Here is a 16138-nt window from a genome sequence, read left to right as displayed (position 1 = left end):
TGCACGGTTCAGCGGATCGGTGCGAACGGGCCGTGCAGCGCCGCCCACTGGAGCAGCAGGACGGTCTTGCCGTCGGCGATCCGCCCGTCCAGGGCCATCGCGAGCGCCTCGGCGAAGGGCAGTTCGAGCACCTCGATGTCCTCGCCGTCCTCGGCCAGCCCGCCACCGGGGCCGGTGCGGTCGGCGGGGCGGTAGGGCGCGGCGTAGCAGTGCAGCCGCTCGGTCACCGACCCGGGGCTCATGTACGCGTCCAACACGTGGGTGAGCGGGCCGAGTTCGACCCCGAGTTCCTCGGCGCTCTCGCGGCGGATCGCAGTGGCCGGGTCGTCGTCGTCCAGTAGGCCGGCGGCGGCCTCGATCAGCAAGCCGTCGGGGTGGCCGTTGACGTACGCCGGGTAGCGGAACTGGCGGGTGAGCAGGACGCAGCCGCGGTCGGCGTCGTACGGCAGCACCGCCGCGCCGTTGCCGCGGTCGTAGGTCTCGCGCTGCTGGGTGGTCCAGCTGCCGTCGCGGCGGCGGTGGTCGAAGGTGGTGCGGCGCAGGACGTGCCAGCCCTGCGAGGTGAGTTCGACCTCGCGCACCACCACGTCGGGGTTGCCGCGCAGCTCGCGTCCGGCCCGGTCCAGTCCGGTGCGGCCCCGGTGGTCGGGGACGTCGATGCCGGGGCGGCCGGTCATCGCGTCACCTGCGGTGCGCGGCGCGGGAGTTCGGAGACGTCGTGGTAGACGGGGAGGCCGCGGCGGCGGGCGGTGGCGACGTCCTGGTCGGCGCCCGTCGATTCGCCGGGCAGGCGGAGCACGGCGTCGCAGTGGGCGAGCAGCCGGTCGGCGGCCGGGTACAGCACCTGGTCGGCGAGCGGGTCGGTCGGTCCGGCGCCGGCCGAGCGCAGGACGGGCAGCGCGATCCACTCGCCGATCACCGGCAGGTGGCCGGCCGCGAAGACCGGCCAGGCGGCGGCCTCCAGTCGGGCCAGGTTGGCGGCCATCGCCTGCGGGTCGCCGTCGGTGCCGGAGCGGTACGGTCCGGCGATCAGGACGAGCATGGGTGCGTCGGTGTCGGTCATGGGCCGCTACCATACACGCATAAACGTGCAAGAACAGGAGAGAACGAGAATGCTGGCTGCTGAACGGCGCGACCACCTGCTGGCCCTGCTCGCCCGCGAGGGCAAGGTGGTGGCCAAGGACGTCGCCGCCGACCTCGGCATCTCCGAGGACAGCGTCCGCCGCGACCTGCGCGACCTGGCCGCCGAGGGCCTGTGCCAGCGGGTCTACGGCGGGGCGCTGCCCGCCTCGCCCGCCGTCGTCGGGTACGCGGAGCGGCAGTCGGTGACCCCCGACGGCAAGCGCCGGGTCGCGGCGGCGGCCGTCGGACTCGTCCGCCCCGGCAGCACGTTGATCCTCGACGGCGGCACCACCGCGCTCGCCGTGGCCGGCCTGCTCCCGCCCGACCTCGACTGCACCGTGATCACCCACAGCCCGACCGTGGTGGCGGCCCTGCTGGAGCACCCGCGCGCCGAGCTCTTCCTCCTCGGCGGGCGGATCTTCAAGCACTCCGCCGTCGCGTGCGGCGCCGCCGCCGTCGAGGCCGCCCAGAACGTCTCCGCCGACCTCTGCCTGCTCGGCGTCACCGGCGTCCACCCGGAGGCCGGCCTGACCACCGGCGACGCCGACGAGGCCGCCATGAAGCGCGCCCTGGCCGCCCGCGCCGCCGAGACCTGGATCCTCGCCTCGGCCGAGAAGATCGGCGCCGCCTCCCCGTTCCGCGTCCTGCCGTGGCCCCGCATCGCCGGCCTGGTCACCGACGCGGATCCGGCCCACCCGGTGCTGGAGCGCCTCGCGGCCGACGGAGTGGAGGTCCTGACGGCCCGCTGAGAGTCGGGAAAAAATTTCGCGCCCACCCCGTGACACCGCTGCCACCCTGTTCCGTCTGAAGGGTGACGAGGTACGGACCCGGGGGAGAACAGCGAACGTGGCAGGAGCAACAGGGCGCAGCGCCGAACTGGAGTACGCGGAGTTCGCCGCGAACCGCTCCGGCCCGCTCTACCGATCGGCCTGTCTGCTGACGGGTGGCGACACCCATCTCGCCGAGGATCTGGTGCAGGAGACGCTGAGTCGGATGTACGTGGTGTGGCGGCGGCCGGGGCGGTTGTTCGGCGGTCGGGCGATCGAGAACCCGGCGGGCTACGCACAGGGGGTGCTGTACCGGCAGTTCATCGACCACCATCGGCGGCGCAGTTCGGGCGAGCGTCCGATCGCCGAGGTCCCGGACCTGGCGGGCCCGGACGGCGACAGCACCTTGCGGATGACGCTGCTCCAGGCGCTGGGCGAACTCCCGCCCCGGGACCGCGCGGTGCTGGTGCTGCGCTACTGGGAGGACGTCAGCGTCGAGGAGACGGCGGAGATCCTGCGCTGCCGCCCGGGCGCGGTCCGGTCGCAGGCCTCGCGGGCGCTGGCCCGGCTGCGGGCCCTGCTGGGCGACGGCCTGACCGACCTCGCCGCGCACTGACGCCGGTCGGCGCCCCGCCTTGTCCATGTCCTTCAGCTCCCGGAGACGGTGATCACGCATGCCCGCACTGCCCGAGCACGACTTCGAGGACCGGCTGTGCCAGGTCTTCCGCGAGACCGGCGAGAGCTTCGTCCCCGACACCCCGACGCTGACCGCGGGCGGCGCGACCCGGGGCCGCCGCCGTCAGCGCCGCCGGCTGGCGCTGGGGGCGGCCGCCGCGGTGCTGCTGGTGAGCGGGGCGACGGCGGCGGTCCTGCCGGGCGACCTGTACACGGACGGCGTCGGCCCGGCGACGTCCGCCACACCCTCCCCCTTTGTCAGTGATCCTTCCGGTGCCGCCCGTATCCCGCAGGAGGCGCACCTGGTCTCGGCGGTGGCGGAGCGGCTGCCGGCGGAGCTGAAGATCCTCCGCTCCGACGGGTCGGCGATCGGGTCGGCCGCGTTCCCGACCACCCGGGCGTGGGCGTCGCTGAGCCTGGACGACGGCGACGGTCCGACCCAGCTGACGGTGGACATCTACCGGGCGGGCGGCCCGCCGCCGGAGAATTCCTGCCCGGCGTACTCGCTCGAGGACGTGATCTGCCAGGAGGCGGCCCAGGACGACGGCAGCAAGGTGACCGTCGTCGAATGGACCGAGGCATCGGCCCGGCGGGGGCGCACCGCAGTCCAGTGGGACACCACGGACGGGCTCAGGGTCGTCGTCAGCTCGACCGGCTACGCCACGGCGAACGGGCGTCCCCGGGCGAAGCCGCTGCTGTCCGTCACCCGGCTCTGGACGCTGGCCACCGACCCGGGTTGGCGCGCCTTCGCGGGGCCGCTGAGCCGGACCCTGCCGAAGCTCCCGGTCGACGCCCCGGTGCAGCGCCCCGACCTGCTGCCGCCCGGCCTGAAGGTGCTGTCCAGCACCTCCGGCCCGGAGCAGACGGCGACGCTGACCGATCAGGACCGGAGGGTCGTCCTGCACTTCGCGCAGGAGGAGGCCGACGAGACCGCCCGGACCTGGTTCGCGGACGCCCCGGTGCTGCCCGACGACACCCGCATCCGCAGCGTCGAGAACCGCCCGGTGCCGAACGCCCAGGGCGCCACCGAGACGGTCGTCGACATCCTGCGCCCGGACGGCAACCGGGTCCGGGTGACGGCCGTGAACCCGGCGGGCGCGGACGACGCCGACGCCGGCCGGGCGCCCCTGGTGTCGCTCGACCAGTTGACCGCGATCGCCATGTGCCCGGGCTGGACGGTGCCGCCGGCGAACTGATCGGGCTCGGCGGCGGGACGGCCCGACGGAACGTCAGTAGCGGTAGCGGACGGCCTCGATGATCCGAGCCGGCTCGTGGTCGGCGAAGCGGGCGATCTCGGCCTCGCGGACGTCGATCACGGACTGCCAGAGCGACTCGCCCATCGCGGTGCGCAGCACCTCGGACTTGCGCAGGGCGTCGACGGCCTCGTCGAGGCGGGCGGGGAGGCGTTCGGCGACGCCGTCGGGGTCGCCGGTGGTCTCGGCGGGGAGGCTGAGCGCGGCGCCGAGGCCGGCCAGCCCGGCGGCGAGGACGCCGCCGACCGCGAGGTAGGGGTTGGCGGCGGCGTCGAAGCACTTGACCTCGGCGTTGGCCTGCTCGGGCGCGGAGCCGGTGATGAGCCGGAGCGCGGCCTCCCGGTTCTCCAGGCCCCAGCAGCGGTGCGGGCCGGACCAGTGGCCGGGCACCAGGCGAAGGTAGCTGGCGACGGACGGGGCGCCGAGGGCGAGCAGGGCGGGCAGTTCGGCGAGCACCCCGGCGAAGAACGCCTCGGCCTCCCGGGTGAGGCCGTGCGGGCCGCTGCCGCCGTGGCCGAGGTTCTGGCCGTCGCGCCACAGGCTGAGGTGCAGGTGGCCGCCGTTGCCGACGCCGCCGGGGGCGGTGACGGGGGCGAAGCTGGCCCGCAGGCCGTGCCGCAGCGAGACGGCCTGGACGGTGTGCCGGACCAGCAGCGCGGTGTCGGCGGCCTCGACGGGCCCGCCGGGGGCGACGGACAGCTCGAACTGGCCGTCGCTGTACTCGGGGTGGAGCTGGAGCACGGTCAGCTTCTGTTCGCGCAGGGTGCGCAGCAGGTCGCGCAGGTAGTCGCTGTTGGCGACCACGCGGCGCATGCCGTACGCGGGGCCGTCGCCGCCGCCCTCGACGATCCACTCGACCTCGATGCCGGCCTTGACGGTCAGCCCGCGTTCGGCGAGGGCCTCGGCGGTGCGGCGGGCGAACTGGCGCTGGCAGCCGGGGTGCGGTTCGCCCTGCTGGGTCCAGCGGTCGCCGGGGGCCCAGGCCCAGCCGGGCTGGGCGGCGAGCCGGTGCAGCGCGGCGACGTCGGGGACGAGGCGCAAGTCGCCGACGGGGCCCCCGGACGGGGCGAGCGAGTCGTCGACCAGGAACGCGTCGAAGCAGGGCGCGGCGCCGACGCCCCAGCGGGCGGCGCTCTCCAGGCCGCGGACGGGGACGGTCTTGACCCGGGTGACGCCGGCGTTGTCGACCCAGCCGACGATCACGCCGTCGACGCCCTCGGCCTCGATCCTGGTGGCGGCCAGTCGGGCCTCGGCGGCGCGCTCGGCGCGGGGCTTCTCGGTGCTCATGCGCCCATGCTGGCCTGCGACGATGCGGTGCCCGGGCGACTCGGCCGGGACGTCACCCGTCCGTGGAAACCTGAAAGTGACGCAGGTCACATCGGATGATGAAATTCCGGGGAGCCTCTCCCCGTTTGAACCTCCGTCGCAGCGAAACGGGGAGTTACTCCCCGCTCGCCCCACCCCGTTCTCCGTCCGCTCGAAGGGAGCACACCATGACCACCGTCACCGCTCCCCGCCGGCGTTCGGACGCCACCCGCAACCGCGAACGCATCGTCGCCGCCGCCCGCGAGGCCTTCGTCGAGTACGGGGCACTGGCCCCGCTCGACGAGATCGCCCGCCGGGCCGGCGTCGGCAACGCCACGCTGTACCGCAACTTCGCCGACCGCCGGACGCTGATCCAGCAGGTGTCGCTCGCCGTCATCGACCGGGTCGTGGCACACGCGCACGCGGCCGCCGCCGAGGAGCCCGACTCCTTCGCCGCGGTGAGCCGCTTCGTGCACGCCGCCGCCGACGAGCGGATCGGCGCGCTGTGCTCCCTGCTGTCCGGCACCATCGACCCCGACGACCCCGAACTCGCCGACGCCCGCGCCGAGATGAGACAGGCCACCGAGGACCTGGTCGCCCGCGCGCAGGCCGACGGACTGCTCCGCACCGACGTCGGAGCCGGCGACATCGTGGTCGCCATGTCCCAGCTCACCCGACCGCTCCCCGGCGCCGCCTGTCTCGACCTGGGCCCGCTGGTCCACCGTCACCTCCAACTGCTGCTGGACGGGCTGCGCACCACCACCCCGTCCCCGCTGCCCGGCCATGCCGTGACCCTGGAGGAACTCTCCCGGCGCGCCTGACGCACCCGGCTCAACTCCCGTTCCACCCATACGACTTACGACAGACCGCCCGACCGGGGCGGCTGCATGCCTCCGCACGTTCCGCACGTCCTCTTGCACTCACAGGTGGGTACCTCCATGTCCGAAACCCTCCAGCCGGACCCGCGCCGGTGGAAGGCGCTCGTCTTCATCGCCCTGGCACAGCTGATGGTCGTCCTCGACGCGACCGTCGTGAACATCGCGCTCCCCCGCGCCAAGGAAGACCTCGGCTTCGCCGACAGCACCACCCAGTGGGTGATCACCGCCTACGCGCTGGCCTTCGGCGGCCTGCTGCTGTTCGGCGGCCGCGTCGCGGACCTGTGGGGCCGCCGCCGGACCTTCATGGTCGGCCTGATCGGCTTCGCCGCCGCCTCCGCGATCGGCGGCGCCGCGGTCAACACCGCCATGCTGCTCGGCGCCCGCGCCCTGCAGGGCGTCTTCGGCGCGCTGCTCGCGCCCGCCGCGCTCTCGCTGCTCGCCGTCATGTTCAGCGACGGCAAGGAGCGCGCCAAGGCGTTCGGCATCTTCGGCGCCGTCGCCGGCGGTGGCGGTGCGATCGGCCTGATCCTGGGCGGCGCGCTCACCGAGTACCTGAACTGGCGCTGGACCTTCTACGTCAACATCCCGTTCGCCGCGGTCGCCCTGGCCGGCGCGATCCTGGTCATCCGCGAGCCCGCCGTCGGCCTCAACCGCAACCGCCTCGACATCCCGGGCGTGCTGCTGGTCACCACCGGCCTGGTCTCCCTGGTGTACGGCTTCACCCGCGCCGAGAGCCAGGGCTGGGGCGACTCCAGCACCATCGGCCTGTTCGTCGCCGCCGCCGTGCTGCTCGCCGCGTTCGTGGTCGTCGAGAGCCGGGTCTCCGCCCCGCTGCTGCCGCTGCGCGTGATCACCGACCGCAACCGCGGCGGCGTCTACCTCTCGCTCGGCATGGCCGTGATCGGCATGTTCGGCCTGTTCCTCTTCCTCACCCTCTACATGCAGGGCGTGCTGGGCTACAAGCCGCTGGTCAACGGTTTCGCCTTCCTCCCGATGGTGGCCGGCATGATCACCGGCTCCACCCAGATCGGCGCCCGCCTGATGACCCGGGTCCCGGCCCGCTACCTGATGGCGCCCGGCTTCCTGGTCGCCTCGCTCGGCCTGCTGATCCTCACCCAGATCGACGTGAACACCTCGTACTGGCAGATCCTGCCCGGCCTGGTCCTGATGGGCCTCGGCATGGGCACCGCGTTCATGCCCGCCATGAGCCTGGCCACCTTCGGCGTGCAGCCCCGTGACGCCGGCGTCGCCTCCGCGATGGTCAACACCTCCCAGCAGGTCGGCGGCGCGATCGGCACCGCCCTCCTCTCCACCGTCGCCCACAGCGCCGGCACCGCCTACCTCGACGCCCACAAGGCCGCCGCGGCCACCACCGACCCCAAGCTCTTCGCCCTGCAGATCCAGGTCCACTCCTACTCCACCGCCATCTGGTGGGCCTTCGGCATCCTGGTCCTGGCCGGCATCACCGCCTTCACCCTGATCACCGCCGGCAAGCCCGAACACCACGACTCCCCCGCCACCGCCGAGGACGCCGTCCCCGTCATGGCCCACTGACCCCCCACGACACCCGAACGGCCCCACCCGGAAACCCTCCGGGCGGGGCCGTTCCGCGTATCAGCGACCGAATTCCTTCGGGGCACCGCAGGATCAACCGCGGCCGCGCGAACCGCGATTGCCCCTTCCTACCCGCGAGTAGCTGGGCTACAGTGTCCGCACGCACCAGCGCCGGGCTTCGGGAGCCGCACCGGCGGGTTGCGCTTCTCCTCCCGTGTGCACGTCGGCGTCGCTTCATGACCTTTCGGAGCGCCTGAGCACCACGGCACTGCCCCTCGAACGGAACCGGAGCGGACCGGTCCGTAGCGCGGGGTCGCCGCTGTTCTTCTTCCGTTCCCCATTTCTCCCGTGCCGTCGGCACACCCTCCCCCGTCACGCGTGCCCGGCTGTCCGGGTCGTGGCGGGGGCCGTCGGCGCGGGCCCATGACAAGGAGTCTGGACAATGGAGCGTCCCTTTCCCACTGTTGCCGTCGTCGGCCTGGGCACCATGGGTGCCGGGGTGGCCGTGGCGGTGGCCCGGAGCGGCCGGCGCGTGATCGGCGTGGAGGCCGGCCCGGCGCAGGCGGCTCGGGCGTTGGCCCGGATCGAGGCGTCGACGGCCCGGGCGGTGGCGCGTGAGCGGCTGACCGCCGAGGAGCGCACCGCGCTGCTCGCGCTGATCGAGGTCGGCGACGAGCTGACCGCGGCCGCGCAGGCCGACCTGGTGATCGAGGAGGTCCCGGAGGACCTGGAGCTCAAGCGCGCCCTGTTCGCCGAGCTGGACCGGATCTGCCCGCCCGGGACGGTGCTGGCGACCGGCACCACCGCGCTGAGCGTGACCCGGATCGCGGCGGCCACGGCCCGCCCGGAGCGGGTGCTGGGCGTGCACTTCTTCAACCCGGTGCACAGCATGAAGCTGGTCGAGGTGGTCCGCACCGTCCTGACCTCGCCCCAGGCCGCCGAGCAGGTGGCCGAGTTGGCGCGCGACCTCGGCAAGGAGCCGGTCGCGGCCGGCGACCGGGCGGGGTTCATCGCCAACGGCCTGCTGTTCGCGTACCTGAACCAGGCGGCGGCGATGTTCGAGTCCCGGTACGCCACCCGGGAGGACATCGACGCGGCGATGCGGCTGGGCTGCGGCCTGCCGATGGGCCCGCTCGCGCTGCTGGACCTGATCGGCGTGGACACCGCCCGCACCGTGCTGGAGGCGATGTACGAGCAGTCGAAGGACCGTCTGCACGCCCCGGCGCCGATCCTCGGCCAACTGGTCGCGGCGGGCCTGCTGGGCCGCAAGTCGGGCCGCGGCTTCTACACCTACGAGGCCCCGGGCTCGTCCCGGCAGGTCGCCGAGAAGTCCGCGGAGGCCGCGGAGGCCGCTGCGCGTCCGGCCGCCCGCGAGGTGCGCAGCGTCGGCGTGTGCGGCAGCGGGACGATGGCGACCGGCATCGTGGAGGTGTTCGCGAAGGCGGGCTTCCCGGTGCTGCTGGCGGCCCGCAGCCAGGAGAAGGCGGAGCGGGCGAAGGCGCAGCTGGCGAAGTCGCTGGAGCGTTCGGTGTCCCGCGGCCGGCTGTCCGAGGAGGCCCGGGACGCGGCGCTGGCGCTGGTCACCCCGGTGTCCGGCTACCAGGACCTGGCGGACGTGGACCTGGTGGTGGAGGCGGTGGCGGAGGACCTCGCGGTCAAGCGCGAGCTGTTCGGCGCCCTGGACAAGATCGTCAAGCCGGGCGCGGTGCTGGCGACCACCACCTCCTCGCTGCCGGTGATCTCCTGCGCGACGGCGACGTCCCGCCCGCAGGACGTGATCGGCATGCACTTCTTCAACCCGGCGCCGGCCATGCGGCTGGTCGAGGTGGTCTCCACGGTGCTGACCGCGGAGGACGTCACGGCGACCGTGCTGGAGCTGTGCGGGAAGGTGAAGAAGCACCCGGTGGAGTGCGGCGACCGGGCCGGTTTCATCGTGAACGCGCTGCTGTTCCCGTACCTGAACGACGCGGTGCGGATGCTGGAGGAGCACTACGCGACGGTGGACGACATCGACACCGCGATGAAGCTGGGCTGCGGCTACCCGATGGGCCCGTTCGAGCTGCTGGACGTGGTGGGCCTGGACGTGTCGCTGACCATCGAGAAGGTGCTGCACCAGGAGTTCCGGGAGCCGGGTCTGGCGGCCGCGCCGCTGCTGGAGCACCTGGTGGCGGCGGGCTGCCTGGGCCGCAAGACCGGCCGCGGTTTCCGCGACCACGCACGGCGATGACGGGCCGTCCGGCGTCCTCGCCGAGCCCCCGTCCGTCGCCCTCCGGAGGCGTCAACCCGGCTGCGCCGAGGCCCCCTTGGGGTGCCGGGGCGGTCTCCTCGCGGTGGCCCCGACCCGCCGTGGCGCCGCCTTCGGCACCGGTACGCAGGGCCAGGCCGGCGGGGGCGGCACCGGGTGCGTGTAGCGTTCCGGGCATGGATCGCCAGACCTCGCCTTCCCAGCAGCAGCAGTCGGCCGCCGGGCCCGACCAGTCGCGGCCGGGGGTGGAGTCCGGGGCGGGCAGTCGCCGGGCCGCCGCCCAGCGGTTGCAGATGCGCCAGGACCTCACGGCGGCGGCCATGCAGCTGTTCGCCACCCAGGGGTACGAGGAGACGACGGTCGATCAGATCGCGGCCGCCGCCGGGGTGGCCCGGCGGACCTTCTTCCGGTACTTCCGGTCGAAGGAGGAGGCGATCTTCCCCGACCACGACGACACCCTGGTGCGGGTGGCCGACCTGCTGGCCAGCGCCGAGCCGGAGGAGCACCCGTTGGACGTGGTGTGCCGGGGCATCAAGGAGGTGCTGCGGATGTACGCCTCCACCCCGGACATGTCGGTGGCCCGCTACCAGCTGATCCGCCAGGTGTCGGCGCTGCGCGAGCGGGAGATCGCGGTGGTCTCCCGGTACGAGCGGCTGTTCACCCGGTACCTGCTGGGCCGGTTCGACGCGGCCGAGCAGACCCCGCCGAGCTGGCAGCGCGGCGGGGACGACGACTCGATGCTGGCCGAGGTGTCGGCGGCGGCGGTGGTCGCGGCGCACAACCACGTGCTGCGGCGCTGGCTGCGGGCCGGCGGGCACGGCGACGTGGAGGCGCAGCTCGACCACTCCTTCGAGGTGATCCGGGGGACGTTCTGGCCGACCCCGCCGAGCGGCGCCCGCCGCCGCGGCACCACCGTGGCACCCGGTGCCAGTGGTGACGGAGTGACGCCGGAGGACTCCCCGGCCCTGAGCGCACTCAGTGCCAGCCCGAGTGGTGAGGTACTGATCACAGTGGCCCGCACGGACGCCCCGCTGGAGACCGTGGTGGATTCGATTCGGGCCGCCCTGGCGGGCCGAAGCCCCGTGTAATCAAGGCAGTTTCCGCAGGTCGAAGGCAGAATCGAAGGCCCGTTCCCGCTTTTCGGGAACGGGCATTCGGGCGTTCCGGGAAACCCCCGGCCGGCGTGTTCTGGCTCACGCCAGAAGTTGGCACCCCGTGTCTTTACGAGTGGCACAGGGTGCCACTACCTTGTTGCCACCGGTCGCGGCGCCGCGGCTCCCCACCTCGGCGCGCCGTCGTCCGGCGTCCCTCCGACCCGGGGGACGTGTACCTGCGACTCCACCCGATCCGTCGCACCACCGCAGTACCCCACCCCTCAGACCCTCAGCGAAGCCGGTGTCCGCTCCCGGCTCCCCCAGACGCCCTGTGTCCCTCGCACAGGTACGCCTTCGGAGGCAGCCATGCAGGAAATTCTCGACGCGATCCTCAGCGGCAACGCCACGTCCGCCGACTACGCGGCCCTCGCGCTGCCCGAGTCCTACCGGGCCGTGACGCTCCACAAGGACGAGGAGCAGATGTTCGCCGGCCTCGCCAGCCGCGACAAGGACCCGCGCAAGTCGCTCCACCTGGACGACGTCGCGCTGCCCGAGGTCGGCCCGGGCGAGGCCCTGGTCGCCGTGATGGCCAGCGCCGTCAACTACAACACCGTGTGGAGCTCGATCTTCGAGCCGGTCTCCACCTTCTCCTTCCTGGAGCGCTACGGCCGGCTCTCCCCGCTGACGAAGCGCCACGACCTGCCGTACCACGTGGTCGGCTCCGACCTGGCGGGCGTGGTGCTGCGCACCGGCGCCGGCGTCAACGCCTGGCAGCCCGGCGACGAGGTCGTCGCGCACTGCCTGTCGGTCGAGCTGGAGTCCCCGGACGGCCACAACGACACGATGATGGACCCGGAGCAGCGCATCTGGGGCTTCGAGACCAACTTCGGCGGCCTGGCCCAGCTCGCGCTGGTGAAGACCAACCAGCTGCTGCCCAAGCCCAAGCACCTCACCTGGGAGGAGGCCGCCTCCCCGGGCCTGGTCAACTCCACCGCGTACCGTCAGCTGGTCAGCCGCAACGGCGCCGGCATGAAGCAGGGCGACAACGTGCTGATCTGGGGCGCCAGCGGCGGCCTCGGCTCGTACGCCACCCAGTACGCGCTGGCCGGCGGCGCCACCCCGATCTGCGTGGTCTCCAACGACGCCAAGGCCGACATCTGCCGGGCCATGGGCGCCGAGGCGATCATCGACCGGTCCGCCGAGGGCTACAAGTTCTGGAAGGACGAGAACAACCAGGACCCGCGCGAGTGGAAGCGCCTGGGCGCGAAGATCCGCGAGTTCACCGGCGGCGAGGACGTCGACATCGTCTTCGAGCACCCCGGCCGGGAGACCTTCGGCGCGTCGGTCTACGTCACCCGCAAGGGCGGCACCATCGTCACCTGCGCCTCCACCTCCGGCTTCATGCACCAGTACGACAACCGCTACCTGTGGATGTCGCTGAAGCGCATCGTCGGCTCGCACTTCGCCAACTACCGCGAGGCGTTCGAGGCCAACCGCCTGATCGCGAAGGGCAAGATCCACCCGACCGTCTCCAAGGTCTACTCGCTGGAGGAGACCGGCCAGGCCGCCCTGGACGTGCACCACAACAAGCACCAGGGCAAGGTCGGCGTCCTCTGCCTGGCCCCGCAGGAGGGCCTGGGCGTGCGCGACCACGAGCTGCGCGCGAAGCACCTGCCGGCCATCAATCTCTTCCGCGAGCTCGACGAGCGGAACAACAAGCCCAGCCGGAACGTGTGATGGCTGCTCAGGAACGCGACCGCCCCTGGCTGATGCGCACCTACGCCGGCCACTCCACCGCGAGCGACTCCAACGCGCTGTACCGGCGCAACCTCGCCAAGGGGCAGACCGGCCTGTCGGTGGCCTTCGACCTGCCGACCCAGACCGGCTACGACTCCGACCACGTCCTCGCCCGCGGCGAGGTCGGCCGGGTCGGCGTGCCGGTCGGGCACCTGGGCGACATGCGGACCCTGTTCGACGGGATCCCGCTGGAGCGCACCAACACCTCGATGACCATCAACGCCACCGCCATGTGGCTGCTGGCGCTGTACCAGGTGGTCGCCGAGGAGCAGGGCGCGGACATCGCCAAGCTCACCGGCACCACCCAGAACGACATCGTCAAGGAGTACCTGTCGCGCGGGACGCACGTCTTCCCGCCCGGCCCGTCCGTGCGGCTGATCACCGACATGATCGCCTACACGGTGGCGCACCTCCCGAAGTGGAACCCGATCAACATCTGCAGCTACCACCTGCAGGAGGCCGGGGCCACCCCGGTCCAGGAGATCGCGTACTCGATGTGCACCGCGATCGCCGTCCTGGACGCCGTCCGCGACTCCGGGCAGGTCCCGGTCGAGCGGATGGGCGAAGTGGTCGGCCGGATCTCCTTCTTCGTCAACGCGGGCGTCCGCTTCGTCGAGGAGATGTGCAAGATGCGGGCCTTCACCCGGCTCTGGGAGAAGGTCACCCGGGAGCGCTACGGCATCGAGGACGCCAAGCAGCGGCGGTTCCGCTACGGCGTGCAGGTCAACTCGCTGGGCCTGACCGAGGCGCAGCCGGAGAACAACGTCCAGCGCATCGTGCTGGAGATGCTGGCCGTCACGCTGTCCAAGGACGCCCGCGCGCGGGCCGTCCAACTCCCGGCCTGGAACGAGGCGTTGGGCCTGCCGCGGCCGTGGGACCAGCAGTGGTCGCTGCGGATCCAGCAGGTGCTGGCGTACGAGTCGGACCTGCTGGAGTACGGCGACCTGTTCAACGGCTCGCACGTGGTCGAGGCGAAGACCGAGGAGCTGCTGGCCGGCGCCGAGGCGGAGATCGCCAAGGTGCTGGGGATGGGCGGGGTGATCCCGGCCGTCGAGTCCGGCTACCTGAAGTCCAACCTGGTGTCCTCGCACGCCGCCCGGCGGGCCCGGATCGAGGCCGGCGAGGACCGGATCATCGGCGTCAACTGCTTCGACACCACCGAGGACAGCCCGCTCACGGCCGACCTGGACACCGCCATCATGGTGGTCGACCCGGCCTCCGAGCGTTCCGTGCTGGCCAACCTGGAGGCCTGGCGCGGCCGTCGGGACGAGGCCGCGGTGCAGGTCGCGCTGGCCCGCCTGAAGGAGGTGGCCGCCACCGAGGAGAACCTGATGGCCGCCACCCTGGCCTGCGCCCGGGCCGGCGCCACCACCGGCGAGTGGTCGTTCGCACTGCGCGAGGTGTTCGGCGAGTACCGGGCCCCCACCGGGGTCGGCGGCGCGCCGGTCGCGGTCGCCGCCGAGCCGGGCGGCGAACTCGCCGCCGTCCGCGAGGCCGTGGCCGCCACCGCCGCCGAACTCGGCGCTGGCAAGCTCCGCCTGCTGGTCGGCAAGCCCGGCCTGGACGGGCACTCCAACGGCGCCGAGCAGATCGCCGTACGGGCGCGCGACGCCGGCTTCGAGGTGGTCTACCAGGGCATCCGTCTGACGCCCGAGCAGATCGTCTCGGCCGCCGTCGCCGAGGACGTGCACTGCGTGGGCCTGTCCATCCTGTCCGGCGCGCACCCGGAGCTTGTGCCCGACGTCATACAGCGGTTGGACCGGGCCGGGGTGGAGGATGTGCCGGTGATCGTGGGTGGAATCATCCCGGCAGCGGACGCCGAGGCTCTCAAGGCCGTCGGAGTCGCTGCCGTGTTCACACCCAAGGACTTCGGCATCACCACCATCATCGGCCGGATCGTGGACGAGATCCGGCTGGCCAACAGGCTTCAGCCGTGGGCCGCGACCACCGCCGCGACCGGCTGACCCGGAAGGAACTCCCCTCAATGACTGTGAACCGTCTCCGTCCGCGCCGTTCCTGCCTGGCCGTACCGGGCAGCAACCCGCGCTTCCTGGAGAAGGCCCAGGGCCTGCCCGCCGACCAGGTCTTCCTGGACCTGGAGGACGCCTGCGCCCCGCTGGTCAAGGAGAGCGCCCGCCACACCATCGTGGACGCCCTCAACAACGGCGACTGGGGCGGCAAGACCCGCGTCGTCCGGGTCAACGACTGGACCACGCACTGGACCTACCGCGACGTCATCACCGTCGTCGAGGGCGCCGGCCAGAACCTGGACTGCATCATGCTGCCCAAGGTGCAGGACGCCCAGCAGGTGATCGCGCTGGACCTGCTGCTCACCCAGATCGAGAAGACCGTCGGCCTGGAGGTCGGCAAGATCGGCATCGAGGCGCAGATCGAGAACGCCAAGGGCCTGATCAACGTCGACGCGATCGCCGCCGCCTCGCCGCGCCTGGAGACCATCATCTTCGGCCCGGCCGACTTCATGGCCTCCATCAACATGAAGTCCCTGGTGGTCGGCGAGCAGCCGCCCGGCTACGGCGCCGACGCCTACCACTACATCCTGATGCGCATCCTGATGGCCGCCCGCGCCAACGACCTGCAGGCCATCGACGGCCCCTACCTGCAGATCCGCAACCAGGAGGGCTACCGCGAGGTCGCCCGCCGCTCCGCCGCCCTCGGCTTCGACGGCAAGTGGGTGCTGCACCCGGACCAGGTCGCCGCCGCCAACGAGATCTACTCGCCCGGCCAGGAGGACTACGACCACGCCGAGCTGATCCTCGACGCCTACGACTGGTGCACCTCCGAGGCCGGCGGCGCCAAGGGCTCGGCGATGCTCGGCGACGAGATGATCGACGAGGCCAGCCGCAAGATGGCCCTGGTCATCGCCGGCAAGGGCCGCGCCGCGGGCATGCAGCGCACCACCAAGTTCGAGATCCCGGGAGCGTGACGCAATGCAGTTCGGACGCACCTACGAGGAGTTCGAGGTCGGCGCGGTCTACAAGCACTGGCCCGGGAAGACCGTCACCGAGTACGACGACCACCTCTTCTGCCTGCTGACCATGAACCACCACCCGCTGCACCTGGACGCCAACTACGCGACCACCACCGTGCAGGGCAAGAACGTGGTGGTCGGCAACTACATCTACTCGCTGCTGCTGGGCATGAGCGTCGAGGACGTCTCCGGGAAGGCGCTCGCCAACCTGGAGGTCGAGTCGCTGCGCCACATCGCGCCGACCTTCCACGGCGACACCATCTACGGCGAGACCACCGTGCTCGACAAGAACCCCACCTCGAAGCCGGACCGCGGCATCGTCCACGTCGAGACCAAGGGCTACAAGCAGGACGGCACGGTCGTCTGCGTCTTCCGCCGCAAGGTGATGGTGCCGACCGAGCAGTACCTGAAGGAGCGCGGCGGCGACCAGCCCGGCCGCCCCGAGCCGCTCGCCTGACG

14 protein-coding genes are annotated in these 16138 nt (G+C 72.4%); 11 read left to right on the top strand and 3 right to left on the bottom strand.

Annotation, left to right across the window (positions count from 1 at the left end; translation table 11 throughout):
* Positions 1–8: 8 nt before the first annotated feature.
* Together ACFV4P_RS24340 and ACFV4P_RS24335 are read right to left on the bottom strand one after the other, a co-directional pair.
* Positions 9–677, bottom strand: a complete 669-nt coding sequence (locus ACFV4P_RS24340; RefSeq protein WP_380474427.1) for an NUDIX domain-containing protein — start codon at positions 675–677, stop codon at positions 9–11.
* Positions 674–1063, bottom strand: coding sequence for a DUF4406 domain-containing protein (locus ACFV4P_RS24335; RefSeq protein WP_380474425.1), 390 nt, complete (start codon positions 1061–1063; stop codon positions 674–676). Before ACFV4P_RS24335 ends, ACFV4P_RS24340 begins: the two co-directional genes overlap by 4 nt.
* A gap of 49 nt (positions 1064–1112) precedes the next feature.
* Between ACFV4P_RS24335 and ACFV4P_RS24330 the strand changes: the two genes are divergently transcribed.
* The 3 genes from ACFV4P_RS24330 to ACFV4P_RS24320 all read left to right on the top strand — a co-directional run bounded on the left by ACFV4P_RS24330 (position 1113) and on the right by ACFV4P_RS24320 (position 3760).
* On the top strand, positions 1113–1871 hold the full coding sequence (locus ACFV4P_RS24330) for a DeoR/GlpR family DNA-binding transcription regulator (protein WP_380474423.1): 759 nt from the start codon (positions 1113–1115) through the stop codon (positions 1869–1871).
* A 97-nt stretch (positions 1872–1968) separates the two neighbouring features.
* Positions 1969–2505, top strand: coding sequence for a SigE family RNA polymerase sigma factor (locus ACFV4P_RS24325; RefSeq protein WP_380474421.1), 537 nt, complete (start codon positions 1969–1971; stop codon positions 2503–2505).
* Between the two features lie 58 nt (positions 2506–2563).
* A complete protein-coding gene (locus ACFV4P_RS24320) occupies positions 2564–3760 on the top strand; it encodes a hypothetical protein (RefSeq protein ID WP_380474419.1) in 1197 nt (398 codons plus the stop codon).
* A 33-nt stretch (positions 3761–3793) separates the two neighbouring features.
* Here the strand turns inward: ACFV4P_RS24320 and ACFV4P_RS24315 are convergent, their stop codons facing one another.
* Positions 3794–5104 (bottom strand): glutamine synthetase, encoded by a 1311-nt coding sequence (locus ACFV4P_RS24315; protein WP_380474417.1) that lies wholly within the window; start codon positions 5102–5104, stop codon positions 3794–3796.
* A 206-nt stretch (positions 5105–5310) separates the two neighbouring features.
* Here ACFV4P_RS24315 and ACFV4P_RS24310 point away from each other — a divergent pair, with 206 nt between their 5' ends.
* The 8 genes from ACFV4P_RS24310 to ACFV4P_RS24275 all read left to right on the top strand — a co-directional run bounded on the left by ACFV4P_RS24310 (position 5311) and on the right by ACFV4P_RS24275 (position 16136).
* Entirely contained in the window at positions 5311–5943 is a 633-nt protein-coding gene (locus ACFV4P_RS24310) for a TetR/AcrR family transcriptional regulator (protein WP_380474415.1), read from the top strand.
* Positions 5944–6060: 117 nt separating this feature from the next.
* Entirely contained in the window at positions 6061–7554 is a 1494-nt protein-coding gene (locus tag ACFV4P_RS24305) for an MFS transporter (RefSeq protein ID WP_380474413.1), read from the top strand.
* A gap of 442 nt (positions 7555–7996) precedes the next feature.
* Positions 7997–9781 carry a 3-hydroxyacyl-CoA dehydrogenase family protein gene (locus ACFV4P_RS24300; RefSeq protein WP_380474411.1) on the top strand — a complete coding sequence of 595 codons (1785 nt, stop codon included), beginning with the start codon at positions 7997–7999 and terminating at the stop codon, positions 9779–9781.
* 194 nt (positions 9782–9975) lie between these two features.
* Entirely contained in the window at positions 9976–10887 is a 912-nt protein-coding gene (locus ACFV4P_RS24295; protein WP_380474409.1) for a TetR family transcriptional regulator, read from the top strand.
* A 372-nt stretch (positions 10888–11259) separates the two neighbouring features.
* The gene (gene ccrA / locus ACFV4P_RS24290; protein ID WP_380474407.1) at positions 11260–12630 is read left to right on the top strand and encodes a crotonyl-CoA carboxylase/reductase; all 1371 of its coding nucleotides are present in this window, start codon (positions 11260–11262) and stop codon (positions 12628–12630) included.
* Complete coding sequence (locus ACFV4P_RS24285) at positions 12630–14654, top strand: protein meaA (protein ID WP_380474405.1); 2025 nt, start codon at positions 12630–12632, stop codon at positions 14652–14654. Before ccrA ends, ACFV4P_RS24285 begins: the two co-directional genes overlap by 1 nt.
* Positions 14655–14674: 20 nt before the next feature.
* Entirely contained in the window at positions 14675–15634 is a 960-nt protein-coding gene (locus ACFV4P_RS24280; protein WP_380474403.1) for an HpcH/HpaI aldolase/citrate lyase family protein, read from the top strand.
* A gap of 4 nt (positions 15635–15638) precedes the next feature.
* Positions 15639–16136, top strand: coding sequence for a MaoC family dehydratase (locus ACFV4P_RS24275; protein ID WP_073814717.1), 498 nt, complete (start codon positions 15639–15641; stop codon positions 16134–16136).
* Positions 16137–16138: the final 2 nt, after the last annotated feature.

The organism is Kitasatospora sp. NPDC059795, from assembly GCF_042732175.1.
Classification (GTDB): Bacteria; Actinomycetota; Actinomycetes; order Streptomycetales; family Streptomycetaceae; genus Kitasatospora.
Note: the sequence above shows the minus strand (reverse complement) of the source record. Positions and strands in the feature narration are given on the sequence as shown.

Coding starts and splice junctions, on each gene's coding strand:
- ACFV4P_RS24340 (WP_380474427.1), bottom strand. CDS start 677: ATGACCGGCCGCCCCGGCATCGACGTCCCCGACCACCGGGGCCGCACC.
- ACFV4P_RS24320 (WP_380474419.1), top strand. CDS start 2,564: ATGCCCGCACTGCCCGAGCACGACTTCGAGGACCGGCTGTGCCAGGTC.
- ACFV4P_RS24300 (WP_380474411.1), top strand. CDS start 7,997: ATGGAGCGTCCCTTTCCCACTGTTGCCGTCGTCGGCCTGGGCACCATG.
- ACFV4P_RS24280 (WP_380474403.1), top strand. CDS start 14,675: ATGACTGTGAACCGTCTCCGTCCGCGCCGTTCCTGCCTGGCCGTACCG.
- ACFV4P_RS24315 (WP_380474417.1), bottom strand. CDS start 5,104: ATGAGCACCGAGAAGCCCCGCGCCGAGCGCGCCGCCGAGGCCCGACTG.
- ACFV4P_RS24330 (WP_380474423.1), top strand. CDS start 1,113: ATGCTGGCTGCTGAACGGCGCGACCACCTGCTGGCCCTGCTCGCCCGC.
- ACFV4P_RS24275 (WP_073814717.1), top strand. CDS start 15,639: ATGCAGTTCGGACGCACCTACGAGGAGTTCGAGGTCGGCGCGGTCTAC.
- ccrA (WP_380474407.1), top strand. CDS start 11,260: ATGCAGGAAATTCTCGACGCGATCCTCAGCGGCAACGCCACGTCCGCC.
- ACFV4P_RS24310 (WP_380474415.1), top strand. CDS start 5,311: ATGACCACCGTCACCGCTCCCCGCCGGCGTTCGGACGCCACCCGCAAC.
- ACFV4P_RS24335 (WP_380474425.1), bottom strand. CDS start 1,063: ATGACCGACACCGACGCACCCATGCTCGTCCTGATCGCCGGACCGTAC.
- ACFV4P_RS24295 (WP_380474409.1), top strand. CDS start 9,976: ATGGATCGCCAGACCTCGCCTTCCCAGCAGCAGCAGTCGGCCGCCGGG.
- ACFV4P_RS24285 (WP_380474405.1), top strand. CDS start 12,630: ATGGCTGCTCAGGAACGCGACCGCCCCTGGCTGATGCGCACCTACGCC.
- ACFV4P_RS24305 (WP_380474413.1), top strand. CDS start 6,061: ATGTCCGAAACCCTCCAGCCGGACCCGCGCCGGTGGAAGGCGCTCGTC.